Source organism: Streptomyces sp. NPDC127190 (assembly GCF_042672505.1).
Classification (GTDB): Bacteria; Actinomycetota; Actinomycetes; order Streptomycetales; family Streptomycetaceae; genus Streptomyces.
This window is the reverse complement of the sequence record NZ_JBHXVE010000003.1, coordinates 238,690-253,402: the sequence shown is the minus strand read 5'-3', so window position 1 is coordinate 253,402 and position 14,713 is coordinate 238,690. Positions and strand designations below refer to the sequence as shown.

Here is a 14,713-nt window from a genome sequence, read left to right as displayed (position 1 = left end):
GGTCGGTCATGACCCCAGCCCAGACCGAGGTGTCGCAGCGGCGCGGCACGTCCCAGGACTCGACTGCGCGCACCCCGGTCATCTCCGTGCGCCGGCTGTGGAAGGTGTTCGGGCCGAAGGCCGACGAGGTGCCGGGCTCCGCGGAGTTGTGCAGGCTCACCCGCCGGGAGCTGATGGAGCGCACCGGGTGCACCGCCGCCGTCCGGGACGTGGACTTCGAGGTGTCGCCCGGCGAGGTCTTCGTCGTCATGGGGCTGTCCGGTTCCGGCAAGTCCACCCTGGTGCGATGCCTGACCCGGCTGATCGAACCCACCGCCGGGGACATCGTCTTCGAGGGTGAGGACATCCGCGGCGCCGACGCCAGGCGCCTGCGCGAACTGCGGCGCAGCAAGTTCTCCATGGTGTTCCAGCACTTCGGCCTGCTGCCGCACCGCAGGGTCGTGGACAACGTGGCGTTCGGGCTGGAGATCCGGGGCATGGGCCGGGCCGAGCGGACGCGGCGTGCGCTGGAGACCGTCGAACTGGTGGGCCTCGCCGGATACGAGAACTCCTACCCCGACCAGCTCTCCGGCGGTATGCAGCAGCGCGTCGGACTCGCCCGCGCCCTGGCCGGCGATCCCGACGTCCTCTTCTTCGACGAGCCGTTCTCCGCGCTCGACCCGCTGATCCGCCGCGACATGCAGAGCGAGGTCGTCCGCCTGCACCGCGAGGTCGGCAAGACCATGGTGTTCATCACCCACGACCTCTCCGAGGCGCTGAAGCTCGGCGACCGCATCCTGATCATGCGTGACGGCCGGACGGTCCAGTGCGGTACCGGTGACGAACTGGTCGGCGCCCCCGCCGACGACTACGTCCGGGACTTCGTGCGGGACGTGCCGCGCGGCGACGTCCTCACCCTGCGCTGGATCATGCGCCCGCCCGCCGACGAAGACGCCCTGGACGGCCCGGAGCTGGGTCCCGACGTCGTCGTTCGCGAGGCGACCCGGGCTGTGCTCGCCGCCGAGAAGCCCGTGAAGGTCGTGGAGAACGGCACGTTGCTCGGCATCGTCGGCGACGAGGAGATCCTCGCGGTGGTCGCGGGGCGGGAAGGCGACGCCCGATGACCGTCGTCCTGGAGAAACCGGAGCGGACGGCGGCCGCCGAAGATCCCCCGCGGGGCACGGACGGGCCCAGGGTCCGCCGGTCCGTGCTGGTCGGCACGATCCTCGTGGTCTGGCTGGTGCTCTTCGCCGTACTGCGCGGACGGCAGACCCTGTCGCTCGCGGCGGCGGACCTCACCGGGCTGCACCGGTGGATCAACGACCTCGACGACACCGTCGGAGCCCACCGCAACTCCAACCCGCTCTTCCTGTACTTCTTCAACGAGATCCGGCTGGTCATCGACACCCTGGTGACCTTCGTCCAGCATCTGATCTCCCAGCCGTCCGGCACCCGCCCGGTCCCGCAGATCGGCTGGCTCGGTGTCGTCGGGCTGGCCGGCTATATCTCCTGGGCCGTGGGGAACTGGCGGGTCGCGCTGCTGGCCGTGGCCGGCTTCACCTTCTTCGGGGTGCAGGGCCTGTGGCAGGAGAGCATGGACACCCTGGCGCTCATCCTGTGCGCCGTGCTCGTGGCGCTGCTGTTCGCGATCCCGCTGGGCGTCGGGGCCGGGCTGTCCGACCGCTTCGACCGGGTCGTCACCCCCTTCCTCGACTTCATGCAGACGATGCCCACCTTCGTCTACCTGGCGCCGCTCACCCTGTTCTTCCTCATCGGCGGGGCCTCCGCCACCATCGCCACCGTCGTCTACGCGGCCCCGCCGGCGATCCGCATCACGGCACACGCCCTGCGCACGGTGCCCCGTACGACGGTCGAGGCGGCCGAGTCGATGGGCGCCACGCGCCGGCAGACGCTGCTGAAGGTGCTGCTGCCGATGTCCCGACGGACCGTGGTGATGGGCGTCAACCAGACCATCATGGCCGCCCTGGCGATGGTGACCGTCGCGGCCCTGATCGACGCCCCCGGCCTCGGGAAGACCGTCATGCAGGCGCTCCAGTCCCTCGACGTCGGTACGGCCTTCAACGCGGGCCTCGCCATCGTCGTCATGGCGATCGTGCTGGACCGGGTCACGACCGCGGCCGGCGCACGCGAGGAGACCGCGCGGCGATCGGGCGGCCGCTTCGCGAGGTGGCGCCGGCCGCTGCTGGGCGCGGGCGCGGTGCTCACGGCGGTGCTGGTCTACCTCTCGCACACCTATGTGTGGGCGGCGGAGTTCCCCGGCGGCGGCAGCGCCGGAAGCCGTATCGCGAGTGCGGCGGACACCGCGACCACCTGGTTGCAGGACCACCTGTCGGGCCTCACCAACGCCGTCCGCGACGGCCTCACCAACGGCCTGCTCAACCCCTTCCAGTCGCTGCTCACCGACTCCCCGTGGTGGCTCGTCGGCGCCGTCCTGGTCGCAGCCGCCCTGGTGCTGGGCGGCCGGCGCGCCGCCCTCACCACGGCGGTGTGCGTCGGCCTGCTGGTCGGCACGGGCGTCTGGTCGGACGGCATGACCACGCTGGCGTCGACGGTCGTCGCGACGGCGCTGGTCATGGTCCTCGGCGTGGTCGTCGGCGTCTGGATGGGGCGCAGCCGGCTCGCGGACCGGCTGGTGCGGCCCACCCTGGACGCGGCGCAGGTCATGCCGCCGTTCGTGTATCTCGTGCCGTTCCTGGCACTGTTCGGCGCCACCCGGTTCACCGCGATCGTCGCGGCCGTCGTCTACGCGGCGCCCGTCGCCATCAAGATCATCGCGGACGGGGTGCGCACCGTGCCCCGGTCCACCGTGGAGGCGGCCACCTCGGCCGGGTGCACCACCTGGCAGATCATCACCAAGGTCCAGCTGCCGATGGCACGCGGCGCCCTGACCCTCGCGGTCAACCAGGGCCTGATCTATGTGCTGTCGATGGTGGTGGTGGGCGGCCTGGTAGGGGCGGGCGCCCTCGGCTACGACGTCGTGGCCGGATTCTCGCGGGGCGAGCTGTACGGCAAGGGGCTGGCGGCGGGACTCGCCATCGTCCTGCTCGGAGTCATGTTCGACCGGATCACTCAGGCTGCGGCGCGACGCACCCGGGCATAAGGAGCACGACACCATGGCACACCACTGGCGCGCCGGCGCGGCCGGCCTGGCCGTCCTCGCCCTCACCCTCACGGCCTGCGGCGGGGCGAAGGTCGGCGACACCGGCTCCGCGGGCGCGAAGGCCTCCCACGGCGCCTGCGGCACCTTCAACCTGGCCGTCAACCCCTGGGTCGGCTACCAGGCGGACGCGGCGGTCGTCGCGTACGTGGCGCAGCACGACCTGGGCTGCACCGTGAAGAAGAAGGACCTGAAGGAGGAGATCGCCTGGCAGGGCTTCGGGACCGGTGAGGTGGACGCCGTCCTGGAGAACTGGGGCCACGATGATCTGAAGAAGAAGTACGTCACCGAGCAGAAGACGGCCGTGGAGGCGGGCCCCACCGGCAACAAGGGCGTCATCGGCTGGTTCGTGCCGCCGTGGCTGGCCAAGGCCCACCCGGACATCACCGACTGGAAGAACCTCGACAGGTACGCCGACCGGTTCCGCACCTCCGAGTCGGGCGGCAAGGGCCAGCTGCTCGACGGCGACCCGTCGTACGTCACCAACGACGCCGCCCTGGTCAAGAATCTGAAACTGGACTTCAAGGTGGTGTACGCGGGCAGCGAGACCGCGCTCATCCAGGCCTTCCGCGCCGCCGAGAAGAACAAGCAGTGGGTGATCGGCTACTTCTACGAACCCCAGTGGTTCATGTCGGAGGTGCCGCTGGTGAAGGTCGGCCTGCCCGCCTACACGAAGGGATGCGACGCCGACCCGGCGAAGGTCGCCTGCGACTACCCCGTCTACGACCTCGACAAGATCGTCAGTGCGGGCTTCGCCCGGTCGGGCAGCCCGGCGTACCGGCTGGTGAAGAACTTCACCTGGACGAACGACGACCAGAACACGGTGGCCCGGTACATCGCCGTGGACAAGATGTCGGACGACGCGGCGGCGAAGAAGTGGGTCGAGGCGAACCGGGACAAGGTGGCTGCCTGGCTGAAGTGACCCGGGCCCCGGGAAGGCCGGTCCACCACGCCCGGCGGGCGGTGCGCACAACGGCGCGCCGCCTGCCGGGCGTTGCCGCTTTTACGTGCCGTTTTCGCGCCGTCACCGCCCCCCTTGACACCCCTCCGCGGCGACGGGCACATTGAGTTGCGCAGCCTGAACCAAGTTGCGTAGAAAGCAACTTTGTCGGCCTCAAGGTGCGGAGGTTGAGCGATGGCGGGACCCCGAGTGGTCATCATCGGAGCGGGCGTCGTGGGAGCGGCCCTGGCGGACGAGATCTCCGCCCGAGGCTGGACCGAGGTGACCGTGGTCGACCAGGGCGACGTCCCCGCCACCGGCGGCTCCAGCTCGCACGCCCCCGGCCTGGTCTTCCAGACCAACTCCGCCCGGACCATGACCGAACTGGCCCGCTACACCGTCGAGAAGTTCTGCTCCCTCGACGTCGACGGTGAGCCCTGCTTCCTCCAGGTCGGCGGGCTGGAGGTGGCCACCACCCCCGAGCGCCTCGCGGAACTGCACCGCCGGCACGGCTGGGTCACCGCCTGGGGGGTGGAGGCGCACCTGCTGACCCCGGACGAGTGTGTGCGGCGGCATCCGCTCGTCGACCGGGACAGGGTCCTCGGCGGCCTGCTGGTGCCGACCGACGGCCTCGCCAGGGCCGTGCTCGCCGTCGAGGCGCAGCTGCGCCGGGCCACCGCGCGCGGCGTGCGCGTCCTGGCCCGCCACGAGGTCCTCGACGTGCTGACGGCAGACGGCGCGGTGACCGGCGTGCTGACCGACCGCGGCGAGATCCCCGCCGACATCGTCGTCTGCTGCGCCGGCATCTGGGGCCCGCGCATCGCCCGCATGGCCGGGATGAACCTCCCCCTCACCCCGCTCGCCCACCAGCTCGCCTGGACCGGCCCCGTCCCCGCCCTCGCCGGCCAGAGTCAGGAGGCGGTGCGGCCGATCCTGCGCCACCAGGACGCAGACCTCTACTACCGGGACCGCTTCGACCGCCTCGGCATCGGTTACTACGGGCACCGCCCCATGCCCGTCTCCGCGGACGACATCCTCTCCGTGGACGAGGCCGAGTCGATGCCGTCCGTGCTCGCGTTCACCGAGGAGGACTTCGCGGACGCCTGGACCGAGACCCAGTCCCTGCTGCCCGCGACGAAGGAGGCCGGGATCGAGCAGGGCATCAACGGCCTGTTCTCCTTCACCACCGACAACTTCCCGCTGCTCGGCCCCTCCCCGGACGTCCAGGGCTTCTGGGTCGCCGAGGCCGTCTGGGTCACCCACTCCGCGGGCGTCGGCCGGGCCATGGCCGAGTGGCTGGTCGACGGCTACTGCTCCTCCTTCGACCTGCACGAGTGCGACGTCAACCGCTTCGAGCCGCACCAGCTCGCCCCGGAGTACGTGCTGGCCCGCGACTGCCGGAACTTCGAGGAGGTGTACGACATCCTCCACCCCCTCCAGCCCTCCGGCGCACCCCGCCCGATCCGGACCAGCCCCTTCTACACCCGCCAGCAGGAACACGGCGCGTTCTTCCTGGAGGCGAACGGCTGGGAGCGCCCGCAGTGGTACGAGGCCAACGCGGGCCTGGTCGAAGGCCGTTCGATCCCCACTCCGGACGAGTGGGCCGCCCGGTACTGGTCACCGATCGTCGGCGCCGAGGCGCAGGTCACCCGCGAGACGGCCGCCCTGTACGACATGACCGCGCTCAAGCGCCTGGAGGTCACCGGCCCCGGTGCCGCCGGCTTCCTGGAGCGGCTGTGCACCGGCCGGGTCGCCAAGTCGGTCGGCTCGGTGACGTACACCCTGCTGCTCGACCAGGGCGGCCGCATCCGCAGCGACATCACCGTCGCCCGCCTCGCCCCCGACCGCTTCCAGGTCGGCGCCAACGGCAACCTCGACCTCGACTGGTTCTCCCGCCACCTGCCCGCCGACGGCACGGTCCAGGTCCGCGACATCACCGCCGGCACCTGCTGCATCGGCCTGTGGGGGCCGCTCGCCCGCGAGGTGCTGCAACCGCTGACGGACGACGACTTCTCCGCCGAGGGCCTGCGGTACTTCCGCGCCCGGCACGCCTACATCGGCTCGGTGCCCGTCACCGCGCTGCGCCTCTCCTACGTCGGCGAACTCGGCTGGGAGCTGTACACCACCGCCGACCAGGGCCTGAAACTGTGGGACACGCTGTGGCGGGCGGCCGAGCCGCTCGGCGGCGTCATCGCCGGCCGCGGCGCCTTCAACAGCCTGCGACTGGAGAAGGGTTACCGCTCCTTCGGCACCGACATGACCTACGAGCACGACCCCTACGAGGCCGGCCTCGGCTTCGCCGTCCGGCTCGACAAGGACGACTTCGTCGGCAAGGCCGCACTGGAGCGCCGCGCGGCGGACGTACGGAGGAAGCTGACCTGCCTCACCCTCGCCGACCCGCGCTCCGCCGTCCTCGGCAAGGAGCCGGTGTACGACGGTGAGCGCGCCGTCGGCCATGTCACCAGCGCCGCCTACGGCTACACGGTCGGCACCGGGATCGCGTACGCGTGGCTCCCGGCGGAGCTGGCGGTGCCCGGCCGCACCGTGCACATCGGGTACTTCGGACGGCGCGTGGCGGCGGTGGTGGCGCAGGAGCCGCTCTTCGACCCGGCCATGTCCCGGCTGCGCGGGTGAGGGTCCGCCGGGCGCCCGCGGCTCAGCCCAGGTGGCCCATGCGGTGGCTGATCTCCTCCGCGCCCTTGAGCAGCGCGGGCGCCAGGGCGTGGATGCGGTCCTCGGTGAAGCGGTAGCCCGGCCCCGACGCGCTGAGGGCGGCGACGACCTCGCCGTCATGGGAGCGGATCGGGGCCGCCATCGCGTGCAGGCCCAGCTCCAGCTCCTCCAGCGTCACCGCGTAGCCGCGCGTCCGCGCCTCGGCGAGGTCCTTCTCGAGCCGCGTCCTCGAAGTCAGGGTGTGCGGCGTCAGCCTGCGCAGCCCCGCCGCCGCCAGGATCCGGGCGCGCTCCCGCTCCGGCAGGTGGGCCAGCAGGATCTTGCCGCTGGACGTGGCGTGCACCGGGGTGAGCTGGCCGACCCAGTTGTGCGCCCCCACCGCGCCGGGACCGCGCTCCTGGTGGAGGTTGACCGCGTAGTGCTCCTGGAGCACCGCGATGTTGATGGTCTCGCCGATCTCCGCCGCGAGCCGCTCGCACACCGCCCGGCCCTGCTGGGTGACGTCCAGTCGGCCCGTCACCGCGCCCGCGAGGCGTACGATCCCGAAGCCCAGCCGGTACTTGCCCCGCTCGGCCGACTGCTCGACCAGGCCGCGCGCCTCCAGCGCCCCGAGCAGCCGGAACGCGGTCGACTTGTGGACGTCGAGCTCGGCGGCGACCTCGGTGACGCCGGCCTCGCCGCGCCGCGCCAGGATCTCCAGGACGCTGATCGCACGGTCGACGGACTGCACCCCGCCCGCCGCGGCGCCCGCTGGGTCGCCGTCCGAGACTCGGTTGCTCATGGCGCAACTATAGGGTGACGGCGATCGCCGCCGTCAGCCGATGAGCGAGCGGAACTGCTCGATGGTGCGGCGCCGCATGGTGAGGAAGGCGATCCAGGAGCCGTCGGCGCAGTGCAGCCGGAACCGGGCCATCAGCTGGAGCCGGGGCCGGCGTTCGACCCGGGTCACCCAGGACCGCGGCACCTCCCACACCGGGGTGCCGTCCAGGGGCTTGACCAGTCCGACGCGCTGGTCGGTCACGCGCAGCAGCAGCGCGCCGGAGGTCTGCGGCAGACCCGAGGCGATGCTGCCGGCCCTGCCGGACTGCGCGCCGACGCTGTTCACCAGCTCGTTCCCGAGGAAGCTTCCGGCGTTCACGCCGATGCCCTTCGCGCTCTTGGCGGGGACGACGGTGCCGTAGCCCAGGAGCCGTTCCCCGGGGGTCAGCTGGTGATGTGCGGAGCGCTCGCGCAGTTCGGACATGGTCATGATCATAGGTGGTGCCGGGGGAGCCGACGGCGCCGGTGGTCACGCCGGTCGCCGGTGCCGGATCCGCGGGAAGGACCGGGCGGCGGCCAGGAAACAGAGGGTCGTCAGCACGAACGGCCAGGTGAACGGATGCCCGCCGGAGGGGGCGAGCAGACCGGCGACGGCCGGGGTGAGCGCGGTCGCGGTGGCCGCGCCGAGCAGCGCGTAGAGCAGGGTCGCCCGGGTGGCGGCCAGGAACACCCCACACAGCGCCAGCGCGACGAGCACCGCGTTGCAGCCCATCGTGCCGTCGGCGATGCGTGCGGCCGGTGTCCCGAGCGCCCAGGCCGTCAGAAGGCCCGTGGCGCTGCCGGAACTGGCCACCCATCCCGCCGTCCGGCTCGCCAGGAACAGGCCGGCGAGCAGCAGGGCCCCGGCGTACCACTGGTCCAGGAAGAAGACCTGGGAGAGGTTGCGGAAGAACGCCGCCCCCACGGCGTCCGGTCCGAGGAGCGCCGGCCCGGAGGCGGCGCGGGGCGGCGCGGCCCCGCTGCCGCCGTGCGGCCAGACCCGCCGGAACCCGGGCGCGGCCAGGGTGACGGCGCCTGCCAGCAGGCAGTACGGCATGGTCAGCGGCGGCAGCTCCCAGGGGTGCAGCAGCCGTACGACGGCGGCCGTGACGACCGTGACGACGAGGCAGGCCGCGGCGGCGAGCAGCGCCGTGGCCGGCCTGCCCGCGTCGAGGAACACCGCCAGACAGAGTGCGGTCAGCGCGGAGTTGAAGCCCTCCAGCCCGGCCCGCACCCGGTCGCGGGCCACCCCCAGCAGGTCCGCGGCGGCGGTGCCGAGGGCGGCGCCGCCCACGGCGTAGGCGGCGTACCGCCAGTCCGCGGCCAGCAGCGCCAGCCCGAAGACGGCGCCCGCCCGGGCGTTGTCCAGGAACAAGACCTGGGCGAGGCCGCGCAGCACCCGGGCCGGGAACTCCGCGCCCTCTTTGCCGACCGCGTTCCGTCTCTCCCGGCGCCCCATTCTCAAGCCCCCCACTCGACCCTTCTTCCATCAAGCGACATTTAGTTTCCGCAATACGATATCGCCAGGGGTGGGAGCGGGGGAGACCCAGGAGCCGGGGCGGTCGGCGCGCGCGGCTGCCGGTGCTGTCAGACCGTGTGCGTGTAGTCGGCGAGGGAGCGGGCCGCCCTCCATCCCTGCGCCTCGGCTTTGGACACGTCCAGCACCACCGAGCGGGCGAGCTGGTCGACCGCGTAGCGGGTGAGCGACGGCTCCCCGCCCGGACACAGCCGGGCGGCGCGCGCCGCGGCATGGGCGAGCACCGGCGGAACGCGGTGGATCCGGGCCCGTACCCCGTGCGCTTGGAGGACGGCCAGCATCGCCCCGTCCCGGTCGTACGGCACCGGATCGGCGATGTTGTAGGCGCCCGGCGGCCACCCCGCCGCGTCGAGGCAGGCGTCGGTCAGGTTCTGCACGGCCGTCAGGCTGAGGCGGACGCTCGGGCCCGGCAGCAGCAGCCGCCCGGCGCGGACGCGGGCCAGCAGCCTCGGCACCAGGTGCGGATCCCCGCTGCCGTAGACCGCCCGGGGCCGCAGCACCACCGCGCCGGCCGCGAGCGCCAGCGCCTCACCGGCCGCCTTGGTACGGCCGTACGCGTTCAACTGGCCGCGCACCGGATGGTCCTCGGTGATCCGGGCCCGGCCGGGTCCGGGAGCGTAGACGCTGGCACTGCTCACCCACACCACCGGCCGGCCGGCGGCCGCCGCCAGCAGCCGCGCCGTGCCGTCGACGTTGACGGCACGCATCACGGCCTCGGCGGGGGAGCCGGGCGGCGGATCGCCGACCGCCGCCGCGCAGTGCACCACGAGGTCCGCCCCGGACAGGTCCGGCACCTCGCGGGCGGCGTCCCAGGGGACGTGCCGCCCGACCGGGCCGGGGCGGCGCCCCACACACAGCACCCGGGCGCCCCGCGCGGCGGCCGTGGCGGCGACATGGGAGCCGCAGAAGCCGCTCGCGCCGGTGACGGCGATCGTGGTCATCGGTCGTCCTCCGCGGGACTCGTGGTGGTGGCCCGGACGGTGAGGGAACGCCAGGCGGGCAGCGCCGACGAGCGGTCGGCCACGGCCCGTACGACGGCGGGGCGGTACGGCGCCAGCGCGGCGAGCGCGTCCTCGAGCTGGGCCCGGGCCGGCCGGGCGCCGGGACAGGCGTGGCCGCCGGCGCCGAACACGAGCTGGGCCACGGCGGGCGGTGCGGGGTCGAGGGCGTCCGGGGGATCGGTGTGGGCCCGGGCGGCGTGCCGTGCGACCAGGATCAGCCGGTCCCCGCGCCGTACGGGGCAGCCGTCGAGGTCCGCGTCGGCCGCCGCCGCGCGCGGCAGCAGCGGGGAGGGGGCGAGCGCCCGCAGCAGTTCGCCCGCCAGGACCGGCCGCAGCCGGTCGTCGGCCGCCTGGTCCCACAGCGCCGCGTCCGCGCACCAGGCGGCGGCGCGGGGCAGGGCCGCCACGGTGGTGTTGACGGCGGCGACTGCCAGCATCGCCCGCAGCGCCGGGCTCTCGCCCGCACCGCCCGGAGCGGTGGCCGGTCCGGCGCCGAGCAGGGCCTGAAGACGCGCCGTCGCCGCCGCGGCCCTGCGGGCGGTGCCGGGGAGCCGGGGGCCGGGCAGATGGTCGCGTACGGCGGTGGCCGCGGCGCGCGCGGCCGCCTCGGCGACATCCTCCGGGCCGGCGTCCACCGCGAGCAGCGCGCACACGGTCGCTCCCGCCAACTCCCGCGCCAGCGGCACGAGATCGACGGTACGGCCTGCCGCGAGCGGGGCCAGCCGGCGGGCCAGCACCTCCTCCCAGACCGGGCGCAGCCGCCGTACCCCCGGCGCGCCGAGCCCGTCGGCGATCGTCCGGCGGGTGTCCCGGTGGCCGGCGCCCGCCTGGTCGAACAGGGCGCCGCCGGTGGACAGTTCGCGAGCGGCGCCGCCGGTGGTGCCGGCCGCGGTGCGGTCCAGCGGCACGCGGGTGAGGGCGTGCCGGTAGGCGTCGGTGCCGTGCACCAGCAGGGTGCCGCCGACACGGGTCACCGCCCGGCGGCGGGTGGCCGCGAGCAGGGTGAACAGCACGGGGTGGGAACGGGTGTACACGCGCCGGTCACGGCGGCGTGCCGCCCGGACCCCGGACGCGGTGGGCGGGACGGCCAGGGGACGGGCCGGTTCGTCAGCCCGTGGCGGACCGTCGGTCCCCAACGGCAGGTCGCCACACGGTGGTTCGCTGGTCCGCGCGTTCATCGCCGGCCTCCGGCCGCCCGGGACGGCAGGCCGAGGCGGGCCGCGGCCAGGTGGGCCGTCGCGGTGCGGTCCGGTTTGCGGGAGCGGCCGGAGAGCGGGATGTCGGCCCACACCACCGCGTCCGGCCGTGCGGACCCCATCCGCTCCAGCGGGGCGGCCAGCGCGGCCCGCAGCGCCCCGGGGTCGGCCCCCGGGCGCGGCTGCACGACGGCGACCAGCCGCTCGTCCCCGTCCCCGGCCGGTACCCCGACCAGCAGCGCCAGTTCGACACCGGGCACGTGCAACGCGGGCTCGTACAGGCCCGGATAGATGTTCTCCGCCCGCCTGAGCACCATGTCCTTGAGCCGGCCCTGCAACACGATCCGGCCGCCGTCGAGACACGCGCGGTCACCGGTGGCGACCCACGGGTCGGGGTCCTCGCCCAGATAGCGGTCCCGGGCGGCGCGGCCGGACAGCAGCAGCTCGCCGGAGGCGTCCACCTCGGCCGCCACCCCCGGCAGCGGAGCCCCCACCAGATCGCCCGCGCCGGTGAACGCGGCCTTCTCCGCCTCCTCCACCGCGGCGGCCGGGAACAGCTCGGTGAGCGCGTACACGCCCCAGGCCTCGGTGGCGCCCGCCCGCTTGACCCGGGTGAGCAGCTCGGCACCGGCCGGCGCCGACCCGGTCCACACCCGCCCGGCGAACCGGCCCCCCTCCGCCAGCACCCGCCGTAGCTGCGGCGGCGTCAGATAGGTGGCCTGCGGGGCCAGCCGGCCGAGCTGCCGGGCCAGCACGCGCGGCGAGCGGGCGGGCAGCGCCACCGGCGCGCCGCCCGCCAGGGACGGCACCAGGACGAAGAACGTCCCGCCGAGGACGGGCCGGCCGGCCACCACCCCGACCAGGTCGGCCACCGTGGCCATACCGGCGGCGAGCGAGGAACGGGTGTGCACCACCGCGCGGGGCCGTGACGTGGTGCCGGAGGTGAACACGATGACCGCGTCGCCGTCCTCGTCCACGGGCCGCGGCGGGACCACCCTGCGGACCCCGGAGTCCACCGCGGGGGCGCAGCCCGGCAGCCGGGGCCCGATGGTGGCCACCGGCCCCAGCTCCGCGAGGTCCGGCAGGGCCAGCCGCGCCCGCCGGGCGAGCGGCCGCGCCCACCCGGCGACCGCCTGCGCGGCGGCGTCGGCGAGCACGAGGTCGGGCCGGGCCAGGGCCAGCCGGGCGCGCAGCACGTCCGGACCGGCGCCGGGGTCGAGCACCGCGGCCCGCGCCCCGAGCCGGTGCACGGCGAGCAGCACCGCCAGCGCCCGGGGCCCGGGCCGGACCGCGACGCCCACGGTGCCGCCCCGCGCCACACCGCGGGCGTGCAGCGCGGCGGCGTACCGGTCGGCGAGGTCGGCCAGGTCCCCGCGGGTGGCCCGGGTGCGTACGGCGCCCGTCGGGCCGGCGCCGAGCACGGCCGGCCGCTCGGGGGCGTCGGTGCGCAGGGCGCGGGCGAGTGTGTCGAGCATCAGCGGGGATCCTCCGTGTGCCGGCCCGGGCCCTTGTCGAGATACCAGCGGGCGGTGCCCACCAGGCCGTAACTGCGCAGCCGCCGCGTGGAGTTCTCCACGACCATGGCCCGGGCGTGGACGATGGCGGTGGTACGGCGGCGGACCCGGTTGAGGAAGAGGCGGTCGGTGGGGGAGGGGCGGCGCGGCATGCCCCCGACGGCCTCGTACAGGGCGGCCGTGATGGCCATGTTGTTCCCGGCGTGCATCCGGTACGGGGTGAGATAGCCGTGCCGGCGCCGGTGCGCGGGGCGGATCCGGCCGAAGAACGCGGCGCCGCGCACCAGGGCGCGGAACGCGGCACGCCCGAGCGGCCCGTGCTCGTCGCGCCGGGCGTCGATCCGGCCGCACACCAGGCCCGCACCGTGCCGCAGCGCGTCCCGGGCGGCGGCGGTCCAGCCGGGGTGCGGCAGACAGTCGGCGTCGGTGCGGGCCAGCATCGTCGCGCCGTTGCGGATCGCGTACCGGAAGCCGGTGTCCACCGCGCAGCCGACGCCCTTCTCCGGTTCGCGGAGCACATGCACCGGGAACGGCGCCCGGCGGGCGAAGTCGTGGACGATCGTCGCGGTGCCGTCGCTGGAGGCGTTGTCCACGACGACGAGGGTGAAGTCACGGTCCCGCTGCGCCGCGAGCGCCTCCAGCGTCGCGCCGATCCGTCGGGCCTCCTGGTGAGCGGGCACCACCACCCACAGGGCGCTCACGCGTGCTCCCACACCATCGTCATGATGCTCACGCCGCCGCCCAGGCCGACGAACAGCACCCGGTCGCCGGGGCGCAGCCGCGCATGGACGCGGTCGAGCTGCACGCCCAGCGTGGCGCTGGCCATGTTCCCGAGCGTGGGGACGGTGACGACCAGCCGGTCCCGGGGCACCCCGGTGACCTCCACGAACCGTTCCAGGTACGGCACGGTGACCTGGTGCACCAGGATGTGCCGGAAGTCGGTCCAGCCCAGGCCGGTGCGCTGCCGCATCCGGTCCAGCACCGAGGTGCCGACCTTCTCGAACACCTCGCGCAGCTCGCCGCCGTCACCGCTGAAGTAGGTGTGCTCGTCCCCGCGGGGGTGGCGGGAGCCGCCGCCGAAGATCCCGCCGACCTGCCAGTGCTCGGAGTGCGTCTCGGTGTCCACGTCGAGGATGCCGCCCCGGTCCACCGCCTCCAGGACGACGGCCGCCCCCGCGTCCCCGAAGGTGTAGCCGGCGAAGCCGTCCCGCAGCTGCCCGGGACCGGAGGGGTGGTGCCGTACCGCCCGGCTCGGGGTCTCCCCGGTCACCACCAGCGCCCGGCGGGCCCGGCCGGCGAGCAGCATCGCCCGTGCCGTGTCGATCCCGTTGACGAAGCTGTTGCAGGCGTTCGTCACATCCAGGGCATGGGCCCGGGAGCCCAGGTCGGCCTGGACGACATGGGCCGTCGCCGGCTCGACCACGTCCCGGGTGGCGGAGGCGAAGACCAGCAGGTCCACGTCGTACGGGGTCAGCCCGGCGCGGGCCAGCGCGGTGCGGGCCGCACGCACCGCGAGCGTCGAGGCGTACTCGCCCTCCGCGACGGCCCGGCGTGCGGTGATCCCGGTGACCCGTTCGAGCAGCCGCGGCGGCAGCCGCAGCCCGGCCGCCGCGGAGATCCGCTCCTGTAACTGCTGGGACGTCACCTCTCGCCCCGGCAGGCAGGACGCCACCGAGGTGATCCCCACCCGGCGCACCGGCTTACGAGCAGCGTGGTCTGTGTGCATGGCCTGGACGCTACGAGCCGGCCCGAACACCTTTCCTGAGCACCCGTACTCAATCCCGCCTGGGTACCCGCCCCCTGCGGGGGGGGGGGGGGGCGCCCCCCCCCGGCGCCCGACACCCCGCCCGGCGGGGCCCCGGGCGCCCCGGGCGCGGGGCACCGCAAGATAAAAAAA

12 protein-coding genes are annotated in these 14,713 nt (G+C 74.4%); 4 read left to right on the top strand and 8 right to left on the bottom strand.

The window, feature by feature from the left end; all coding sequences use genetic code 11:
- The first annotated feature begins 8 nt into the window (after positions 1–8).
- From ACFVIU_RS06870 to ACFVIU_RS06855, 4 genes are all read left to right on the top strand, one after another.
- A complete protein-coding gene (locus ACFVIU_RS06870; RefSeq protein WP_385841096.1) occupies positions 9–1,103 on the top strand; it encodes a glycine betaine/L-proline ABC transporter ATP-binding protein in 1,095 nt (364 codons plus the stop codon).
- On the top strand, positions 1,100–3,100 hold the full coding sequence (locus ACFVIU_RS06865) for an ABC transporter permease subunit (protein WP_385841095.1): 2,001 nt from the start codon (positions 1,100–1,102) through the stop codon (positions 3,098–3,100). The genes ACFVIU_RS06870 and ACFVIU_RS06865 overlap by 4 nt, the downstream gene beginning before the upstream one ends.
- A gap of 13 nt (positions 3,101–3,113) precedes the next feature.
- Positions 3,114–4,079, top strand: coding sequence for an ABC transporter substrate-binding protein (locus tag ACFVIU_RS06860; RefSeq protein ID WP_385841094.1), 966 nt, complete (start codon positions 3,114–3,116; stop codon positions 4,077–4,079).
- Positions 4,080–4,292: 213 nt separating this feature from the next.
- Positions 4,293–6,731, top strand: a complete 2,439-nt coding sequence (locus tag ACFVIU_RS06855) for an FAD-dependent oxidoreductase (protein WP_385841093.1) — start codon at positions 4,293–4,295, stop codon at positions 6,729–6,731.
- 22 nt (positions 6,732–6,753) lie between these two features.
- Here the strand turns inward: ACFVIU_RS06855 and ACFVIU_RS06850 are convergent, their stop codons facing one another.
- From ACFVIU_RS06850 to ACFVIU_RS06815, 8 genes are all read right to left on the bottom strand, one after another.
- Positions 6,754–7,551 (bottom strand): IclR family transcriptional regulator, encoded by a 798-nt coding sequence (locus tag ACFVIU_RS06850; RefSeq protein ID WP_385841092.1) that lies wholly within the window; start codon positions 7,549–7,551, stop codon positions 6,754–6,756.
- A 33-nt stretch (positions 7,552–7,584) separates the two neighbouring features.
- A complete protein-coding gene (locus ACFVIU_RS06845) occupies positions 7,585–8,013 on the bottom strand; it encodes a hypothetical protein (protein WP_385841091.1) in 429 nt (142 codons plus the stop codon).
- A 45-nt stretch (positions 8,014–8,058) separates the two neighbouring features.
- Positions 8,059–9,042 (bottom strand): urea transporter, encoded by a 984-nt coding sequence (locus ACFVIU_RS06840; RefSeq protein ID WP_385841090.1) that lies wholly within the window; start codon positions 9,040–9,042, stop codon positions 8,059–8,061.
- 113 nt (positions 9,043–9,155) lie between these two features.
- Positions 9,156–10,046 (bottom strand): NAD-dependent epimerase/dehydratase family protein, encoded by an 891-nt coding sequence (locus ACFVIU_RS06835; RefSeq protein WP_385841089.1) that lies wholly within the window; start codon positions 10,044–10,046, stop codon positions 9,156–9,158.
- Complete coding sequence (locus ACFVIU_RS06830) at positions 10,043–11,140, bottom strand: cytochrome P450 (protein WP_385841088.1); 1,098 nt, start codon at positions 11,138–11,140, stop codon at positions 10,043–10,045. Before ACFVIU_RS06830 ends, ACFVIU_RS06835 begins: the two co-directional genes overlap by 4 nt.
- Before the next feature lie 140 nt (positions 11,141–11,280).
- Positions 11,281–12,777 (bottom strand): class I adenylate-forming enzyme family protein, encoded by a 1,497-nt coding sequence (locus ACFVIU_RS06825; protein WP_385841087.1) that lies wholly within the window; start codon positions 12,775–12,777, stop codon positions 11,281–11,283.
- Entirely contained in the window at positions 12,777–13,517 is a 741-nt protein-coding gene (locus ACFVIU_RS06820; protein ID WP_385841086.1) for a glycosyltransferase family A protein, read from the bottom strand. Before ACFVIU_RS06820 ends, ACFVIU_RS06825 begins: the two co-directional genes overlap by 1 nt.
- Positions 13,514–14,542, bottom strand: coding sequence for a 3-oxoacyl-ACP synthase III family protein (locus ACFVIU_RS06815; protein WP_385841085.1), 1,029 nt, complete (start codon positions 14,540–14,542; stop codon positions 13,514–13,516). The genes ACFVIU_RS06820 and ACFVIU_RS06815 overlap by 4 nt, the downstream gene beginning before the upstream one ends.
- Between the last annotated feature and the right edge of the window lie 171 nt (positions 14,543–14,713).

Excerpts from the sequence above, each read along its gene's own strand:
- ACFVIU_RS06870 (WP_385841096.1), top strand. The coding sequence starts at position 9 with ATGACCCCAGCCCAGACCGAGGTGTCGCAGCGGCGCGGCACGTCCCAG.
- ACFVIU_RS06865 (WP_385841095.1), top strand. The coding sequence starts at position 1,100 with ATGACCGTCGTCCTGGAGAAACCGGAGCGGACGGCGGCCGCCGAAGAT.
- ACFVIU_RS06860 (WP_385841094.1), top strand. The coding sequence starts at position 3,114 with ATGGCACACCACTGGCGCGCCGGCGCGGCCGGCCTGGCCGTCCTCGCC.
- ACFVIU_RS06855 (WP_385841093.1), top strand. The coding sequence starts at position 4,293 with ATGGCGGGACCCCGAGTGGTCATCATCGGAGCGGGCGTCGTGGGAGCG.
- ACFVIU_RS06850 (WP_385841092.1), bottom strand. The coding sequence starts at position 7,551 with ATGAGCAACCGAGTCTCGGACGGCGACCCAGCGGGCGCCGCGGCGGGC.
- ACFVIU_RS06845 (WP_385841091.1), bottom strand. The coding sequence starts at position 8,013 with ATGTCCGAACTGCGCGAGCGCTCCGCACATCACCAGCTGACCCCCGGG.
- ACFVIU_RS06835 (WP_385841089.1), bottom strand. The coding sequence starts at position 10,046 with ATGACCACGATCGCCGTCACCGGCGCGAGCGGCTTCTGCGGCTCCCAT.
- ACFVIU_RS06825 (WP_385841087.1), bottom strand. The coding sequence starts at position 12,777 with ATGCTCGACACACTCGCCCGCGCCCTGCGCACCGACGCCCCCGAGCGG.
- ACFVIU_RS06815 (WP_385841085.1), bottom strand. The coding sequence starts at position 14,542 with ATGCACACAGACCACGCTGCTCGTAAGCCGGTGCGCCGGGTGGGGATC.